Source organism: Cellulomonas oligotrophica (assembly GCF_013409875.1).
GTDB lineage: Bacteria > Actinomycetota > Actinomycetes > Actinomycetales > Cellulomonadaceae > Cellulomonas > Cellulomonas oligotrophica.
Genome location: NZ_JACCBK010000001.1, coordinates 3,535,039 through 3,551,478 on the forward strand (window position 1 = coordinate 3,535,039; position 16,440 = coordinate 3,551,478).

The window sequence follows — 16,440 nt, forward strand, 5'->3', positions numbered from 1 at the left end:
TTGCTTGAGAACTGCACAGTGGACGCGAGCATCTTTGAATGATCTTTGTGGTCAAGTTTATAAGGGCACAGGGTGGATGCCTTGGCACCAGGAGCCGAAGAAGGACGTAGTAGCCTGCGATAAGCCTCGGGGAGTTGGCAAACGAACCGTGATCCGAGGATGTCCGAATGGGGAAACCCCGCCGCAGTCATGTGCGGTGACCCTCACCTGAATATATAGGGTGAGTGGAGGGAACGCCGGGAAGTGAAACATCTCAGTACCGGCAGGAAGAGATATTCCGTGAGTAGTGGCGAGCGAAAGCGGATCAGGCCAAACCGTGCGTGTGTGATAGCCGGCAGGCGTTGCGCGTACGGGGTTGTGGGACCCTTCGGTCAGCTCTGCCGAGCTGGCGAGGAGTCAGAAAATCGCGTCATAGTCGAAGGGCATTGAAAGGCCCGGCACAGAGGGTGGTACCCCCGTAGACGAAATGGCGTGGTCTCCTGAAGGGGATCCCAAGTAGCTCCGGGCCCGAGAAACCCGGAGTGAATCTGCACAGACCACTGTGTAAGCCTAAATACTACCTGGTGACCGATAGCGGACAAGTACCGTGAGGGAAAGGTGAAAAGTACCCCGGGAGGGGAGTGAAATAGTACCTGAAACCGTGTGCCTACAATCCGTCGGAGCCTCCCTAGCAGGGGTGACGGCGTGCCTTTTGAAGAATGAGCCTGCGAGTTAGTGGTACGTGGCAAGGTTAACCCGTGTGGGGAAGCCGTAGCGAAAGCGAGTCCGAATAGGGCGTCTGTAGTCGCGTGCTCTAGACCCGAAGCGAAGTGATCTAGCCATGGGCAGGGTGAAGCGCGGGTAAGACCGCGTGGAGGCCCGAACCCACCAGGGTTGAAAACCTGGGGGATGACCTGTGGTTAGGGGTGAAAGGCCAATCAAACTTCGTGATAGCTGGTTCTCCCCGAAATGCATTTAGGTGCAGCGTCACGCGTTTCTTGCCGGAGGTAGAGCTACTGGATAGCCGATGGGCCCCACCAGGTTACTGACGTTAGCCAAACTCCGAATGCCGGTAAGCCAGAGCGTGGCAGTGAGACTGCGGGGGATAAGCTCCGTAGTCGAGAGGGAAACAGCCCAGACCACCAGCTAAGGCCCCTAAGCGTGTGCTAAGTGGGAAAGGATGTGGAGTTGCACAGACAACCAGGAGGTTGGCTTAGAAGCAGCCACCCTTGAAAGAGTGCGTAATAGCTCACTGGTCAAGTGATTCCGCGCCGACAATGTAGCGGGGCTCAAGCACACCGCCGAAGCTGTGGCATTCACACTCGTGACAAGCCTTCGTGGTTCAGTCGTGTGGATGGGTAGGGGAGCGTCGTGTGGGCAGTGAAGCTGCGGGGTGACCCAGTGGTGGAGCCTACACGAGTGAGAATGCAGGCATGAGTAGCGAATGACGGGTGAGAAACCCGTCCGCCGAATGACCAAGGGTTCCAGGGCCAGGCTAATCCGCCCTGGGTAAGTCGGGACCTAAGGCGAGGCCGACAGGCGTAGTCGATGGACAACGGGTTGATATTCCCGTACCGGCGAAGAACCGCCCATACCGAGCCCGGTGATGCTAACCGTCCGAGCTGGTTCATCGTTCCTTCGGGGACACCGAGCCAGGGAGCACGGGACCCGATCCGGTAGTAGGTAAGCGTATTAACAGGGGTGACGCAGGAAGGTAGCCCAGCGTGGCGATGGTAGTCCACGTCCAAGGTTGTAGGGCGAGGTGTAGGCAAATCCGCACCTTGTATGCCTGAGAACTGACGGGTACCGCGTATGCGGGAAATGGGTGATCCTATGCTGCCAAGAAAAGCCTCGACGCGAGGTTCTAGCCGCCCGTACCCCAAACCGACTCAGGTGGTCAGGTAGAGAATACCAAGGCGATCGAGAGAATCGTGGTTAAGGAACTCGGCAAAATGCCCCCGTAACTTCGGGAGAAGGGGGGCCTGAAGCGTGAACCGGCTTGCCCGGGGCAGCGTGGATGGCCGCAGAGACCAGGGAGAAGCGACTGTTTACTAAAAACACAGGTCCGTGCGAAGTCGCAAGACGATGTATACGGACTGACGCCTGCCCGGTGCTGGAAGGTTAAGAGGACGGGTTAGCCGCAAGGCGAAGCTCAGAATTTAAGCCCCAGTAAACGGCGGTGGTAACTATAACCATCCTAAGGTAGCGAAATTCCTTGTCGGGTAAGTTCCGACCTGCACGAATGGCGTAACGACTTCTCCGCTGTCTCAACCGCGAACTCGGCGAAATTGCACTACGAGTAAAGATGCTCGTTACGCGCAGCAGGACGGAAAGACCCCGGGACCTTTACTATAGCTTGGTATTGGTGTTCGGTGCGGCTTGTGTAGGATAGGTGGGAGACTGTGAAGCCGGCACGCCAGTGTCGGTGGAGTCAACGTTGAAATACCACTCTGGTCGCTCTGGATATCTAACCTCGGTCCGTGATCCGGATCAGGGACAGTGCCTGGTGGGTAGTTTAACTGGGGCGGTTGCCTCCTAAAATGTAACGGAGGCGCTCAAAGGTTCCCTCAGCCTGGTTGGCAATCAGGTGGCGAGTGCAAGTGCACAAGGGAGCTTGACTGTGAGACTGACAGGTCGAGCAGGGACGAAAGTCGGAACTAGTGATCCGGCGGTGGCTTGTGGAAGCGCCGTCGCTCAACGGATAAAAGGTACCCCGGGGATAACAGGCTGATCTTGCCCAAGAGTCCATATCGACGGCATGGTTTGGCACCTCGATGTCGGCTCGTCGCATCCTGGGGCTGGAGTAGGTCCCAAGGGTTGGGCTGTTCGCCCATTAAAGCGGTACGCGAGCTGGGTTTAGAACGTCGTGAGACAGTTCGGTCCCTATCCGCTGCGCGCGCAGGAAACTTGAGAAGGGCTGTCCCTAGTACGAGAGGACCGGGACGGACGAACCTCTGGTGTGCCAGTTGTTCCGCCAGGAGCACGGCTGGTTGGCTACGTTCGGGAGGGATAACCGCTGAAAGCATCTAAGCGGGAAGCCTGCTTCAAGATGAGGTTTCCATGCCCCTTGTGGGTGAGAGGCTCCCAGCAGAACACTGGGTTGATAGGCCGGACGTGGAAGGCAGGACTAACGACTGCCGTAGCTGACCGGTACTAATAAGCCGATGACTTGACTATCATCATTCTTTGCGACGCGTCCACTGTGCGGTTCCCGAGTCACCAACGGCTTCATTGCCTGGGTGAGCTCGACAGTGTTACGGCGGTCATAGCGAAGGGGAAACGCCCGGTCCCATTCCGAACCCGGAAGCTAAGCCCTTCAGCGCCGATGGTACTGCACCCGCCAGGGTGTGGGAGAGTAGGACGCCGCCGGACAATTTTTCCAGGAAGGCCCACCCGTTCGCGGGTGGGCCTTTCTGCGTTGGGCCGGTTGACGCGCGGTTCAGGGTGGGTTCCGGCAGGGGAAGACATGAGCCCACCGGCGTGTGCGCTCTTGCGGTCGAGTCAGGCCGTTGACGGCGCGTCCCGGGTCGCTGCGCTTGCCTCGGGACGCGCCGTGACGACGGGTCAGGCCTCGTGGACCAGGACCAGTGCTCCGAGCGGGGGCACGCGGACTGCGGCCGACCACGCACGGGCGTAGTGCGGCTGGGCCTCGGCGTGGACGACACCGGCGTTGTCGACGCCGGAGCCGCCGTACCGGGCTGCGTCGGTGTTGAGCGCCTCGACCCACCGGCCGCCGTGGGGGAGTGCCAGGCGGTAGCCCTCGTGCGGCACGCCGGCGAAGTTCACGACCACGACGACGTCGGGGTTCCCCTCCTGCCCCTTGCGCAGGTAGGCGAGCAGGTTCAGGTCCGCCTCGTCCGACGCGATCCACTCGAAGCCGTCGGGGGTGTGGTCGAGCTCCCAGAGGGCCGGCGTGCTCGCGTAGAGGACGTTGAGGTCGGCCACGAGCTTCTGCACGCCGCCGTGCAGGGGGTCCTCCGTGCTGGCCCAGTCGAGGGAACGCGCTTCGGCCCACTCGGTGCGCTGGGCGAACTCCTGGCCCATGAAGAGCAGCTGCTTGCCGGGGTGGGTCCACTGGTACGCGAGCAGTGCGCGGACGCCTGCCACCTTCTGCCACGCGTCTCCGGGCATCCGCTCGTAGAGCGAGCCCTTGCCGTGCACGACCTCGTCGTGGCTGATGGGGAGCACGTAGTGCTCGGAGTACGCGTACACCATCGAGAACGTGACCTCGTGGTGGTGATAGCGACGATTGATCGGCTCCTCGCGCAGGTAGCGCAGGGTGTCGTTCATCCACCCCATGTTCCACTTGAGGCCGAACCCGAGCCCGTCCCCGCTCGTGGGGGCGGTGACGCCCGGCCACGCGGTGGACTCCTCGGCGATCATCATGGTGCCCGGGGCCCGGCGGTACGCGGTCGCGTTGGTCTCCTGGAGGAACGCGATCGCCTCGAGGTTCTCGCGGCCGCCGTACGCGTTGGGGCGCCACTGCCCCGGCTGTCGGGAGTAGTCGAGGTAGAGCATCGAGGCGACGGCGTCCACGCGCAGCCCGTCGACGTGGAACTCCTGCAGCCAGTACACGGCGTTGGCGACGAGGAAGTTGCGGACCTCGTTGCGACCGAAGTTGAAGACGTACGTGCCCCAGTCGGGGTGCTCGCCGAGCAGGGGGTCGGGGTGCTCGTACAGCGGGGTGCCGTCGAACTGCGCGAGCGACCACTCGTCCTTGGGGAAGTGCGCGGGCACCCAGTCGACGATGACGCCGACGCCGGCGCGGTGCAGGCAGTCGACGAGGTAGCGGAAGTCGTCGGGGTGGCCGAAGCGGGACGTGGGTGCGTAGTACGAGGAGACCTGGTAGCCCCACGACCCGCCGAAGGGGTGCTCCGCGACGGGGAGCAGCTCGACGTGGGTGAAGCCCAGCTCGGTGACGTACGCGGTCAGCTGGTGCGCGAGGTCCCGGTACGACAGGCCCTGGCGCCACGACCCGAGGTGCACCTCGTAGATGCTCACCGGTCGGCGGTGCGGGTCGCGCGACGCGCGTGCGGACATCCAGGTGTCGTCGCCCCACGTGTACGCGGACTCCACGACGACCGACGCGGTCGCGGGCGGGATCTCGGTACCCTTCGCGACCGGGTCGGCCTTCTGCCGCCAGGACCCGTCCGGGCCGAGGATCTCGAACTTGTAGCGCGCGCCGGCTCGGACACCGGGCGCGAAGACCTCCCAGATGCCGCTGTCCCCGAGGGAGCGCATGGCGTGCGTCGCGCCCTGCCAGTGGTTGAAGTCTCCGACCACGCGCACGGCACGGGCGTTGGGCGCCCACACGGCGAACGACGTGCCGGTGACGTCGCCCAGCACGCTCGGGTACGTCCGGACGTTGGCGCCGAGGACCTCCCACAGCTGCTCGTGGCGGCCCTCGCGGACGAGGTGGCGGTCCAGCTCCTGGACGGTCGGGAGGAAGCGGTACGGGTCGTCGACGAGCGACGCCCACCCGTCGTACGTGACCTCGACGCGGTAGTCCGGCACGGTGGTGCCCGGGAGGACCGCGACCCAGACGCCGTGCTGCTCGTGGACGGCGTCCGTGCGGGCCCCGTCGGTGACGACGACCACGCGCTCGGCGAAGGGCCGCAGCGTGCGGATCGTCACCCCCTCGGGGCCGGGGTGCGGGCCGAGCACCGCGTGCGGGTCGAAGTGCGTGCCGGCCGCGACGGCACCCAGGGTGTCGGCGTCGACGTGCACAGGAGACGGCGCGTCCGCATTCATGTGCCTACCCAACCACTGCCCGGGCGTCCGCGCAGGTGATCGCGGCCCGTGGCGGCCCGTCGGCCCCCTGTCCGCGTCGTGGGGCCGTGACGCTCGTGCCTGCCCCGTCGACCGGTCGGGTGCTCAGGGAGCCGGTCGGGCGTGGCGGGCGGTGCTCCCGCGGGCGACCAGGCGGGGGAGCGGTGCCGTCGACGTGGTCGGCCGCCCGGACGCGAGCAGGTTGAGCACGGCGGTCGCGACCTGGGCGCCCATCGCGTGGACGTCGAGGCTCATGGCCGACAGCGGGGGGTGGGCGAGGCGGCAGAGCGCCGAGTCGTCCCACGCGAGCAGCGACACGTCGCGCGGCACGTCGAGGTTCAGCTCGTGCGCCACACCGAGGGCGGCCAGGGCCATGACGTCGTTGTCGAACACGATGGCCGACGGCGGGCCGCCCCGCCCGAGGAGGGTGCGGGCCGCCCGGGTGCCGGACTCCTCGGCGTAGTCGCCCTCGACGACCACGCCGTGCACGCCGAGCGCCGCGCACTCCTCGACGAACGCCGCGGTGCGGGCGACGGTGTGGGCCAGGCGGCGCGGGCCCGAGACCCGTCCGACCGTCGTGTGGCCCAGCCCGACGAGGTAGCCGACCGCGTCGCGCATCGCCTGACCGTTGTCGATCCAGACGTGCGCGACGCCCGGCACGGAGCGCTCGGGGCCGCCGACCACGACGGTCGGGATCGCGAGCTCCCGCAGGACGTCCAGCCGCGGGTCGTCGACGACGAGGTTGACGAGCACGACCGCGTCGACCATGCCGCCGGCGCCCCAGCGGCGGTACGCGGCGATCTCGGCCTCGTGGTCCGGCACGACGTGCAGCAGCAGCGAGCGGCCGTCGACGGACAGCGTCTCCTCGATGCCGCCGATGAGCTCCATGAAGAACGGCTCGAGGCCGAGCATCCGCGCCGGGCGGGCGAGGACCAGGCCGATGGCGTCCGTGCCCTGCGTCACGTGCGCCAGCGTACCGGTGCGCCGGCGCGCGACCCCCGCGACCGCCGCGACCCCCGCGGCGGCGCGGGGCTCAGCCGCGGGCGGCCGCGGCACCCGACGTCGAGACGCCCGCCGCGCCGACGGCCCGGCGCAGGTCGTTGGCGGTCCGCAGGACCGGCGACCGGACGAGGGCAGCCGCGTCGAGCGGCTGCGTGGTGCTGACACGGAACGTGGTGCTCGTCCCGGCGGGCAGCGTCACGAGGGCGTCGTCGACCCGCGCGTCCGGGTCGAGGCGGTCGACGAGCAGCGTGACGTCCTTCGACAGGGACGTGGCGGTGACCTCGACGTCGTAGCCGCCGGCCACGGGGTGCACGCGCGCCACGAGCGGGTCGGGGTCGAGCGCGAGGTCGACGTCCTCGACCCAGCAGTGGACGGTGCGGGCGTGGTCGAGGCTGACGACCAGCACCTCCTCGCGCGGGTCGGCCGGGACGCGCAGGTCGGCCGGCAGGGCGAACGAGCCCGTGGACCAGGCGCCGACGGTCAGGGGCAGGTCGGCCGACGCGCGGACCGTGCCGTCGAGGTGCTGCCGCTCGAGGCGGGCGACGCCCTGCCAGAGGCTCGCGGTGTCGTTGGCGACGACGAGGGTCTCGCGGCCGTCCCGGGGCTGGACGGTGAGGGTGCGCTGGGCGAACGCGGCGCGCATCGCGAACCACAGCGGCTTGCGTCGGCCGTCGCCGTCGACCGCGGCCCACGAGGTGACCGGCCAGCAGTCGTTCAGCTGCCAGACGATCGCGCCGGCCGTCACCGGCCACCAGGACCGGTAGTGCTCGACGGCGAAGCGGATCGCCCGGGCCTGGTTGAGCTGGGCCGCCCAGAGCCAGTCCGTGAAGTCCTCGGGGACCCCGAGGTGGGGCGCCATGCCGCGGTCGAGCTTGGCGTTGCCGTCCTCGGCCTTCTGGTGCAGCAGGAAGGTGGGGTGCTCCTTGCCGGCGACCGTGCCGTCGTCGTCGCGGACCGCGCGGGCGAGCGTCGCCCACGCGGGCGGGCCCTGGAAGCCGAACTCCGAGCAGAACCGGGGGACCTCGTCCCGGTACGCGGTGTAGTCGATGCGGTTCCACACCTCCCACTGGTGGTGCGAGCCGTGGTCCGGGTCGTTGGGGTGGACCTCGTCGAGGGACGACCCCGGGGCGCACGGGCTGTTGGCGCACCACGGCCGGGTCGGGTCCAGCTCCGTGACGACGGCGGGCAGGAGCTCGGTCGCGTAGCGCAGGCCCCAGGTGCGGCCGTCGAGCTCGTCGCGCCAGCCCCAGTCGAGGAAGCCCCAGAGGTTCTCGTTGCCGCCGTTCCACAGGACGAGCGACGGGTGCGGCGTCAGCCGGGCGACGTGCTCGCGCAGCTCGGCCTCGATCTCGGCCGCGAGGGGCTCCTCCTCGGGGTACGCGGCGCACGCGAGCAGGGCGTCCTGCCACACGAGCAGGCCCCGCTCGTCGCACAGCTCGTAGAAGTCGTCGGACTCGTAGATGCCCCCGCCCCAGACCCGCAGGAGGTTGAGGTGGGCGCCGAGCGCGTGGTCGATGCTCGTCGCGTACCGGTCGCGGGTCAGCCGGGTGAGCAGGTGGTCGTCGGGGATCCAGTTGGCGCCCTTGACGAAGACCGGCCGGCCGTTGACCCGCAGCGTGAAGGCCGAGCCGTGGTCGTCGGGGGCGGTGTCGAGCTCGACGGTGCGGAAGCCGATGCGCCGCTGCCACGTGCCGAGGGCGGGGCCGCGACCGTGCGGCGCCGAGGCGTCCGCGTCGAGGACGTGCAGCTCGACGACGAGGTCGTGCAGCGGCTGCGATCCGTGCCCGACGGGCCACCACAGCGGGGCGTGCGGCACCTCGAGGTGCACGTGGGTGCGGGACGCGCCGGCGGGGACGACGCCGACCGCCTCGACGCCGGCGACCCGGGCGCGCACCGCGAGGGCGACGTCGCCGCCGGGCAGGCCTGAGCGCTCCACGTCGACGACGACCTCGACGGTGCCGGTCCCGTCGGGCTCGACGCGCACGAGGGGACGCACGGACGCGAGCCGGGCGACGCGCCACCGGTGCACCAGCACCGGCTTCCACAGGCCCGCGGTCTGCAGGTCGGGTCCCCAGTCCCAGCCGAACGAGCAGGCCATCTTGCGGACCATGTTGAAGGGCTGCGGGTAGGCGAGCGGACGGGCTCCGAGGCGCTCGGCCTCCCGCTCGGCGTGCTCCAGCGCGGAGGCGATCTCGACGCGCAGCGCCGACGGGCCGTGCCCGACGCGGTCGCGGACGTCGACGCGGTAGGTGCGGTGCATGTTCGCGGCGCGCAGCACCACGGCACCGTCGAGGAGCACGGTGGCGACGGTGTCGACGCCCTCGAGGACGAGGTCGACGCGCTCGTCCTCGGCGGCAGGTGCCTCGTCGAGGGTGCGGTCGTAGGCCCACGCGGCGCGCTTCATCCACGCGAGGCGCTGCTCGTTGTCGTCGAGGTACGGGTCCGGGACCAGGCCGGCGTCGAGCAGGTGCGTGTGCGAGGTCCCGGGGACGGTGACGGGGAGCCCGGCGCGCAGGCGCTCGGCGAGCGCGGCGGGCAGGTCGCCCGCGGTGGCGGTGAACGTCCAGCCGTCGTCGAGGACGTGCGTGCTGGGCTGGTGGTCCGTGCGGTGCATGGGTGCTGCTCCCGGGTGGTGCTCGGCCCCGGTCGCGCGTCGTCGGGCGCACGGGCGTCGAGCACCGTGTGGGGCTCGATCATTCTTAGACAACTGAACTAAGTAAGTCAACGCCCTACAGTGGGGGCCGTCCGACCAGCCGACGGAGGTTGCCGTGCGTACCGACGCGCCCGAGGTCCTGCACCTGCGAGCCGCAGGGGTGAGCCTCGTGCTCGACCTCTCCGGGGGGACCCTGCCGCGCGTCCTGCACTGGGGCGCCGACCTCGGTCCGCTCGGCACCGACCTGCTCGCCGACCTGCGCACCGCAGGACGGCCAGCACCCCGGGGGTTCGCCGTCGACGGCGAGGTCGACGTCGCCGTGCTGCCCGAGCACTCCGCCGGCTGGGTCGGCACGCCCGGGCTGGTCGGCAGCCGCGCCGGCCGCGACTGGTCGACGTCGTTCCGCACGACGTCCGTCGACGTGCGCGGCACCGGCCCCGGCGCCGACCACGTGGCGGACCACGACGCCCGCGGTGCGGGGGGCGTCGTGACCGTCCAGGCCGTCGACGACGCCGCGGGGCTCGCCCTCGCGCTGCACCTGGAGCTCACGCCCCAGGGCCTCGTGCGGCAGCGCGCCACCCTGACGAACACCGCCGACGACGCCTACGAGGTGGGCGGGATCACCCTCACGCTCCCGGTCCCCGCCCGCGCGGTCGAGCTGCTCGACCTCGGCGGGCACTGGGCCCGTGAGCGCACCCCGCTGCGGACCGCCTTCACGCACGGCGCGCGCGTGCGGGAGAACCGGCGCGGGCGCACCGGCTACGACGCGGCGTTCGTGCTCGTCGCGGGCACCGCCGACCTGGGGCACCGCCGCGGCGAGGGCTGGGGCGTGCACGTCGCCTGGTCGGGCAACCACCGCAGCCTCGCCGAGCGGTCCCACCACCACGAGGGCCTCCTCGGCGGCGGCGAGCTGCTGCTGCCCGGCGAGGTGCGCCTGCGCCGCGGCGACGCGTACACGTCCCCCTGGGTCTACGGCCTGTACGCGCGCGAGGGGCTCGACGACCTCGCCGGGCGGGTGCACGCCTGGCTGCGGGCACGCCCGCAGCACCCCCGTCGCCCCCGGCCGGTCACCCTCAACACCTGGGAGGCGGTCTACTTCGACCACGACCTGGGCACGCTCACCGCGCTCGCGGACACCGCGGCGCAGGTCGGCGTCGAGCGGTTCGTCCTGGACGACGGCTGGTTCGGCTCGCGCCGCGACGACACGAGCGGGCTCGGCGACTGGACGGTCTCGCGCGACGTCTGGCCCGACGGCCTGCACCCCCTGGTCCGGCACGTGACGGGCCTCGGCATGGAGTTCGGGCTGTGGGTCGAGCCCGAGATGGTGAACCTCGACTCCGACCTCGCCCGGGCGCACCCGGACTGGTTGCTGCGGCTGCCGTCCCGGCTGCCCCGCCCGGCGCGGCAGCAGCACGTGCTCGACCTGGCCCGCCCGGAGGCGTTCGCGCACGTCCTCGGCCAGCTCGACGCGCTCCTGACCGAGCACGACATCGCCTACCTCAAGTGGGACCACAACCGCGACCTCGTCGACGCGGGCCACGGGGAGCACGGTGTGCCGGGCGTGCACGAGCAGACCCTCGCCGCGTACCGGCTCGTCGACGCGCTGCGCGCGCGGCACCCCGGCGTCGAGATCGAGTCCTGCTCGTCGGGCGGTGCCCGCGTGGACCTGGAGATCCTGCAGCGCACCGACCGGGTGTGGGCGTCCGACTGCATCGACGCGCTCGAGCGCCAGCAGATCCAGCCGTGGACCAACCTGCTCGTGCCGCTGGAGATGATCGGGGCGCACATCGGGTCGGGCACCGCGCACAGCACCGGGCGGGCGCACACGCTCGGGTTCCGGGCCGGGACCGCGCTGTTCGGCCACCTCGGCATCGAGTGGGACCTGCGCGAGGCCGACGCCGACCAGCGCGCCGAGCTCGCCGCGTGGGTCGCGCTCTACAAGGACGTGCGCCCGTTGCTGCACACGGGCGTGAGCGTGCACGCGGACGTGCCCGACCCGGCGGTGCGCGTGCACGGCGTCGTCGCCCAGGACGGCTCCGACGCGCTGTTCGCGATCGTGACGACCGCGATGTCGGCCCAGCTGCCCGCGGACCGCGTGCCGCTGCCGGGCCTCGACCCGGACGCCGTCTACCACGTGCGCCCCCAGGCGCCGGGCGACGTCGTGACGCACGGCCTGGCGTGCCCCTGGTGGACGCCCACGGGCCTGCGCCTGCCCGGGCGGGTGCTCGCCGAGGTCGGCGTGCGCGCCCCGGTGCTGTCCTCCGAGCGGCTGGTGCTGGTGCGCGCGACGCGCGTGTGACGGGTCCGGCCCGCGGCGGTGCGTGCCCTGGGCGGTGCGTGCCCGGGGCGGACGACGGCGACGCCGGGCCCCGGTCCGGGGTGCGGCGCCGCCGTGGTGCGGCCGGGTGGTCGTGCGGCCGGGGCGTGGCGCTACTTCGTGGCGCCCGACGTGAAGCCGTTGTAGATGTACCGCTGCAGGAACAGGAACAGCACCAGGATCGGGATGATCGTGATGACCACGGCCGCCGAGATGATCTCCCACTCCGACCCGTACGGGCCCTTGAAGGCGAACAGCGCCGTCGACACCGGCCGCAGGTCCGAGTCGGGCAGGTACAGGAACGGCAGGTAGAACTCGTTGTAGATGCCGATGCCCTTGATGATCACGACCGTGGCGATCGCGGGCTTGAGGTTGGGCAGGATGATCTGGAAGAAGATCCGCAGGTGGCCGGCGCCCTCGATCATCGCGGCCTCGTCCAGCGAGCGGGGGATCGACCGCATGAACTGCAGGAAGATGTAGATCGAGATGATGTCGGTGCCCATGAACAGGACGATCAGCGCCCAGCGGGTGTTGTAGAGCCCGAGGGCGTTGATGATCTGGAACGTGGCGACCTGCGTGGTGACGCCGGGCACCAGCGTGGCGAGCAGGAACATGTTGAGCACGCCGCGCCGGCCGTGGAACCGGAACCGGTCGAGCGCGTACGCCGCGGCCGCCCCGATGAGGATGGTGCCGACGATCGCGGCGGCGAACACGATGAACGTGTTGACGAACCCCAGCCCCATCCCGCCGCGGGTCCACGCGGTGGCGTAGTTCTCGAGGTTGGTCCAGCTCGCGGGGAGCGTGAACGGGTTGGTCGCGAGGAACTCCTGGTTCGTCTTGAACGAGCCGAACACGATCAGCCCGATGGGCAGGAGCATCGCGACGGAGGCGAGGACGAGCGAGACGTACTTGAACGTCGAGGTGACGGCGCGCGTCATGTGAGGTCGACCTCCTCGTCGGGGACCACCCTGCGCTGGACCCAGGTCACCAGCAGCACGATGATCAGCAGGATCACGGCCATGGCCGACGCCAGCCCCACCATCCCGCGGTTGAAGGCCATCCACACGGTGCGGATCACGAAGGTCTCGGTGCCGTTGCCCCCGCCCGTCATCACGTACGGGATCTCGAAGACCGACAGCGAGCCGGAGATGGCGAGGATGAACGACAGGCCGAGGATCGGCTTGATCGACGGCGCGATGATGTGCCGGAACTGGTGCCAGCGGTTGGCGCCGTCGAGCTCGGCCGCCTCGTAGATCTGCCCGTCGATGGACTGGATCGCCCCGAGGAACATCACGAAGTTCAGGCCCATGTACCGCCACACCGAGACCGCGGCGAGCGAGTAGTTCGCGATCTCGGGGTCGCCCGTCCACTGCTGCACGAGCGCGTCGAGGCCGGCGGCCAGCAGGACGGTGTCCAGGCCGCCCCCGGGCTTGAGGAAGTTGAGGAAGATCAGCCCGATCGCGACGCCGTTGATCAGGTACGGGAAGAAGAGGATCCCCTTCCACAGGTTCTTCAGCCGGACCTTGAACGACAGGATGGTCGCGAAGTACAGGGCGAGCGCCATCTGCACGAACGAGGCGACGAAGTAGTACAGCGAGACGTAGAAGACCCGCAGGTTGTCGGGCTCGGTGAAGACCTCGACGTAGTTGTCCGGTCCGACGAAGTTCTTGACCTTGTCCAGGCCGTCCCAGTCGGTGACCGAGTACCAGAACATGTTCGCCACGGGCAGGTAGGTCAGCACCAGCAGCAGCGCGACGGGGACGAGCAGGAACAGGTACGGCGTCAGGCGGCGCAGCCAGGGCCCGCGGCCGGTGCCGCCCGGGGTGGTCCCCCGGGCGGCACCGGCACCGGGTGCCTGACGCGCTGCCGTCCCGCTGCGCAGCGGCGACGGTGCGGTGGTCATGACGGTGCCCTCGCTCCTCAGGCGCCGACGTCGGCGCGGCCCGAGGCCCACGCCTCGTTCAGGTCGTCGAACACCTGCTGCTTGGTGCGGTCGCCCGAGCGGGCGTCGTCGACGATCTGCTGGCGGTACTTGGGGTCGGTCGTGACGATGCCCGACGCGGTGTCGATGTCGGCGAACAGCGACTCCTTGCCCTCGGGCGCCGGGTTCATCGTGATGAGCTCGACCTCGTCGACGAACGACGCGAGCGCCTCCGGCACCTCGCCGTCGACCCGGGGCGACAGGCCGACCTGCGACTCCGAGAAGCCCGACTCGTTGTTGAACCAGTCGATCCACGCCCGCGCGGTGACCTTGTTCTCCGAGTTCACGTTGATGCCGAGGTTGTAGTCACCACCTGCCACGGCGTGGAACGTGCCGTCGACCTGCGCGGGGAACGGCATGTAGCCGATGTCCTCACGGCTGCCGCCCGCGGCCTCCGCGGCGTCCTGCATCTGCGGGATCGCCCACGAGCCGAGCACCATCGTGGCGACCTCGCCCGTGCCGAGCAGCCGCTTGGACTCCTCCCAGTTCGTGGTCGTGGGGTCGGCCTCCGTCAGGCCCTGCGCGACGACGTCGTAGATGAGCCCGTCGATGACGCCGGAGTCGGTGTCCTCGGACCAGGGGGCGTCCGTCCCCGTCATCTCGTTGACGTAGTCGGGGTTGGCGGTGACGGCCCCGCGGGCGCCGTCCCACTGCGACAGCGGCCACGCGTCCTTGTAGTTCGTGTACAGCGGGACGACGCCGTCCGCGGAGTCCTTGATGGTCTGCAGGTCGTCGAGGAACTCGTCCGGGGTGGTGGGGAAGTCCTCGATGCCCGCGTCGGCCCAGACGGCGGTGTTGTAGACGATGCCCTGCACGTTGCCGACGACCGGGATGCCGTAGGACAGGCCCTCGTAGGTCTTGTCGGCGATCCAGCGGTACTCCTGCGACATCTCGTCGAACTCGCCGAGCGGCTCGAAGAACTGGCCGAGCTGGTCGGGCGTGACGGAGCCGGGGATCGCGAGCACGTCGCCGTAGTTCGAGGTGTTCATGCGCGTGCGCACCTCGCCCTCGTAGTCGGTGATGCCCTCGACCTTGACGTCGGTGACCTCGGGGTAGGCAGCCTTGAAGGTCTCGACGTACTCGTCGAACGTGCCGTCCTCGACGAGGTCGGTCCGCCAGGTCAGCACCGTGATCTCGCCCGACGGCTCACCGCTCTGGCTCTCGTCGGCGTCGCCGGCTCCGTCGCTCGAGCACGCGCCGACGAGCGCGAGCACGCCGACGGCCGTCGACGCCACCGCCAGGCGAGCACGTCGCTGGTGAAGGAACATCGTTGATCCTCTCGTCGTCGCCGGCACCTCGGTGTGCCGGCTGCGGGTGGCGGGTGCGCTCTCCCGGGGGTGACGCGTGCGCCTGGTAGATTCTTAGGCCGCCGAACAAAGTAAGTCAACGGCGTGTCGTCAGCAGGTGCGGACCGTGTCCCTATCGTTGTCCGGGACGGCGCCGCGCCACGCGGCACCACGGACCGACGGAGGACACGTGAACGGGGCCGGGCTCGGAGCCGCGCACACCAGCAGCGGTGCGGCGATCCTCGACGTCATCCGCGCGGCGGGCACCATCAGCCGCGTCGAGCTCACCCGCGTCACCGGGCTCACCGCCGCGACCGTCTCCACCGTCGTGCGGCGCCTCATCGACGACGGCCTCGTCGTCGAGGCCGGGCGCGCCGAGTCCACGGGCGGCAAGCCGCGCATGCTCCTGCAGCTCGAGCCGACCGCCCGCTACGCCGTCGGCGTCCACCTCGACCACGCCGGCATCACCTACGTGGTGGCCAACCTCGGCGGGGCGGTCGTCGCCCGCTGGCGGCGCCCCGGCGCCGGTGCCGACGACCCGCGCGACGTCGTCGCCCGTATCGCCGCCGAGATCGCCACCACCGTCGACCGCATCGGCGTCGACCCGGCCCGGCTCGTCGGCGTCGGCGTCGTCTCGCCCGGGCCCATCGCGTCCGGCACAGGCATGACCCTCACCCCGCCCGTCATGCAGCACTGGGCCGACTTCCCGCTCGCCGAGGCGATCGAGGACGCCGTCGGCCTGCCCGTCCTGCTCGACAACGACGCGACCGCCGCAGCGGTCGGGGAGTACTGGTCCGGCGGGATCGGCACCGGCACCGCCTGCGCCGCGCTCTACATGGGGACCGGCATCGGTGCGGGCATCGTCGTCGACGGCACCGTGTTCCGCGGCCGGTCCTCCAACGCCGGCGAGGTCGGGCACGTGTGCGTCGACCTCGACGGCCCCCGGTGCTGGTGCGGCGGGCGCGGGTGCGTCGAGGCGTTCGCCGGCCCCGCGGCGGTCGTCGCCCACGCCGCCCAGGTCGGGCTGACCCTGCCCGGGCGGACCGTCTCCGAGGACTTCGCGACCCTGGCCCGGGCCGCCGCGCGCGGGGACGCCGCACCGATGGCGATCCTGCGCGAGTCCGCCGAGTACGTCGCCGTCGCCGCGCACACCCTGGCCAACCTGCTCGACCTCGACACCGTCGTGCTCACCGGACCGGCGTTCGCGCTCGCCGGGTCGCTGTACCTGCCGGTCGTGCAGGAGCGGCTCGCGGCGGGCTTCTTCGCCCGCGGCGCGCACGCTGTGCACGTGCGCATCTCGGCGCACGCGTCCGAGGCCGCCGCGGTCGGCGGTGCGGCCCTCGTCCTGCAGAGCGAGCTCGCGCCGCGGCAGCAGGGCATGCGGGTGGTCCTCGGCGAGAGCGGCGCCGTGCCCGTGGCCGGCTCCGGCGTCGCCTGAGCGCTCCCGCCGGGG

Annotated in this window: 8 protein-coding genes and 2 rRNA genes; 4 read left to right on the top strand and 6 right to left on the bottom strand. The window is 69.9% G+C overall.

What is annotated here, in order from left to right; all coding sequences use genetic code 11:
* Positions 1 to 49 precede the first annotated feature (49 nt).
* Both BKA21_RS16090 and rrf read left to right on the top strand, forming a co-directional pair.
* Positions 50 to 3,156 (top strand): 23S ribosomal RNA (locus tag BKA21_RS16090).
* 78 nt (positions 3,157 to 3,234) lie between these two features.
* Positions 3,235 to 3,351, top strand: a 5S ribosomal RNA gene (rrf, locus tag BKA21_RS16095).
* A gap of 192 nt (positions 3,352 to 3,543) precedes the next feature.
* Here the strand turns inward: rrf and glgB are convergent.
* The 3 genes from glgB to BKA21_RS16110 all read right to left on the bottom strand — a co-directional run bounded on the left by glgB (position 3,544) and on the right by BKA21_RS16110 (position 9,364).
* Complete coding sequence (gene glgB, locus BKA21_RS16100) at positions 3,544 to 5,730, bottom strand: 1,4-alpha-glucan branching protein GlgB (RefSeq protein WP_140459995.1); 2,187 nt, start codon at positions 5,728 to 5,730, stop codon at positions 3,544 to 3,546.
* Between the two features lie 123 nt (positions 5,731 to 5,853).
* Positions 5,854 to 6,711 (bottom strand): LacI family DNA-binding transcriptional regulator, encoded by an 858-nt coding sequence (locus BKA21_RS16105; protein ID WP_239072906.1) that lies wholly within the window; start codon positions 6,709 to 6,711, stop codon positions 5,854 to 5,856.
* A 70-nt stretch (positions 6,712 to 6,781) separates the two neighbouring features.
* Entirely contained in the window at positions 6,782 to 9,364 is a 2,583-nt protein-coding gene (locus BKA21_RS16110) for a glycoside hydrolase family 2 protein (RefSeq protein ID WP_140459996.1), read from the bottom strand.
* A gap of 154 nt (positions 9,365 to 9,518) precedes the next feature.
* Between BKA21_RS16110 and BKA21_RS16115 the strand changes: the two genes are divergently transcribed.
* Positions 9,519 to 11,702 carry an alpha-galactosidase gene (locus tag BKA21_RS16115; RefSeq protein ID WP_140459997.1) on the top strand — a complete coding sequence of 728 codons (2,184 nt, stop codon included), beginning with the start codon at positions 9,519 to 9,521 and terminating at the stop codon, positions 11,700 to 11,702.
* A gap of 131 nt (positions 11,703 to 11,833) precedes the next feature.
* Here the strand turns inward: BKA21_RS16115 and BKA21_RS16120 are convergent, their stop codons facing one another.
* The 3 genes from BKA21_RS16120 to BKA21_RS16130 are packed head-to-tail and all read right to left on the bottom strand — an operon-like array spanning position 11,834 to position 14,969.
* On the bottom strand, positions 11,834 to 12,658 hold the full coding sequence (locus tag BKA21_RS16120) for a carbohydrate ABC transporter permease (RefSeq protein WP_140459998.1): 825 nt from the start codon (positions 12,656 to 12,658) through the stop codon (positions 11,834 to 11,836).
* Positions 12,655 to 13,623 (bottom strand): carbohydrate ABC transporter permease, encoded by a 969-nt coding sequence (locus BKA21_RS16125; protein ID WP_140459999.1) that lies wholly within the window; start codon positions 13,621 to 13,623, stop codon positions 12,655 to 12,657. The genes BKA21_RS16120 and BKA21_RS16125 overlap by 4 nt, the downstream gene beginning before the upstream one ends.
* Positions 13,624 to 13,640: 17 nt before the next feature.
* The gene (locus tag BKA21_RS16130; protein ID WP_140460000.1) at positions 13,641 to 14,969 is read right to left on the bottom strand and encodes an ABC transporter substrate-binding protein; all 1,329 of its coding nucleotides are present in this window, start codon (positions 14,967 to 14,969) and stop codon (positions 13,641 to 13,643) included.
* Positions 14,970 to 15,177: 208 nt separating this feature from the next.
* On the opposite strand from BKA21_RS16130, the gene BKA21_RS16135 reads away from it, so the two are divergent.
* Positions 15,178 to 16,425 (top strand): ROK family transcriptional regulator, encoded by a 1,248-nt coding sequence (locus BKA21_RS16135; RefSeq protein WP_140460001.1) that lies wholly within the window; start codon positions 15,178 to 15,180, stop codon positions 16,423 to 16,425.
* Positions 16,426 to 16,440 lie beyond the last annotated feature (15 nt).

What these genes read in the sequence shown, in the direction of transcription:
- BKA21_RS16120 (WP_140459998.1), bottom strand. Translation starts at nt 12,658, where the DNA reads ATGACGCGCGCCGTCACCTCGACGTTCAAGTACGTCTCGCTCGTCCTC.
- BKA21_RS16125 (WP_140459999.1), bottom strand. Translation starts at nt 13,623, where the DNA reads ATGACCACCGCACCGTCGCCGCTGCGCAGCGGGACGGCAGCGCGTCAG.
- BKA21_RS16130 (WP_140460000.1), bottom strand. Translation starts at nt 14,969, where the DNA reads ATGTTCCTTCACCAGCGACGTGCTCGCCTGGCGGTGGCGTCGACGGCC.
- BKA21_RS16110 (WP_140459996.1), bottom strand. Translation starts at nt 9,364, where the DNA reads ATGCACCGCACGGACCACCAGCCCAGCACGCACGTCCTCGACGACGGC.
- glgB (WP_140459995.1), bottom strand. Translation starts at nt 5,730, where the DNA reads ATGAATGCGGACGCGCCGTCTCCTGTGCACGTCGACGCCGACACCCTG.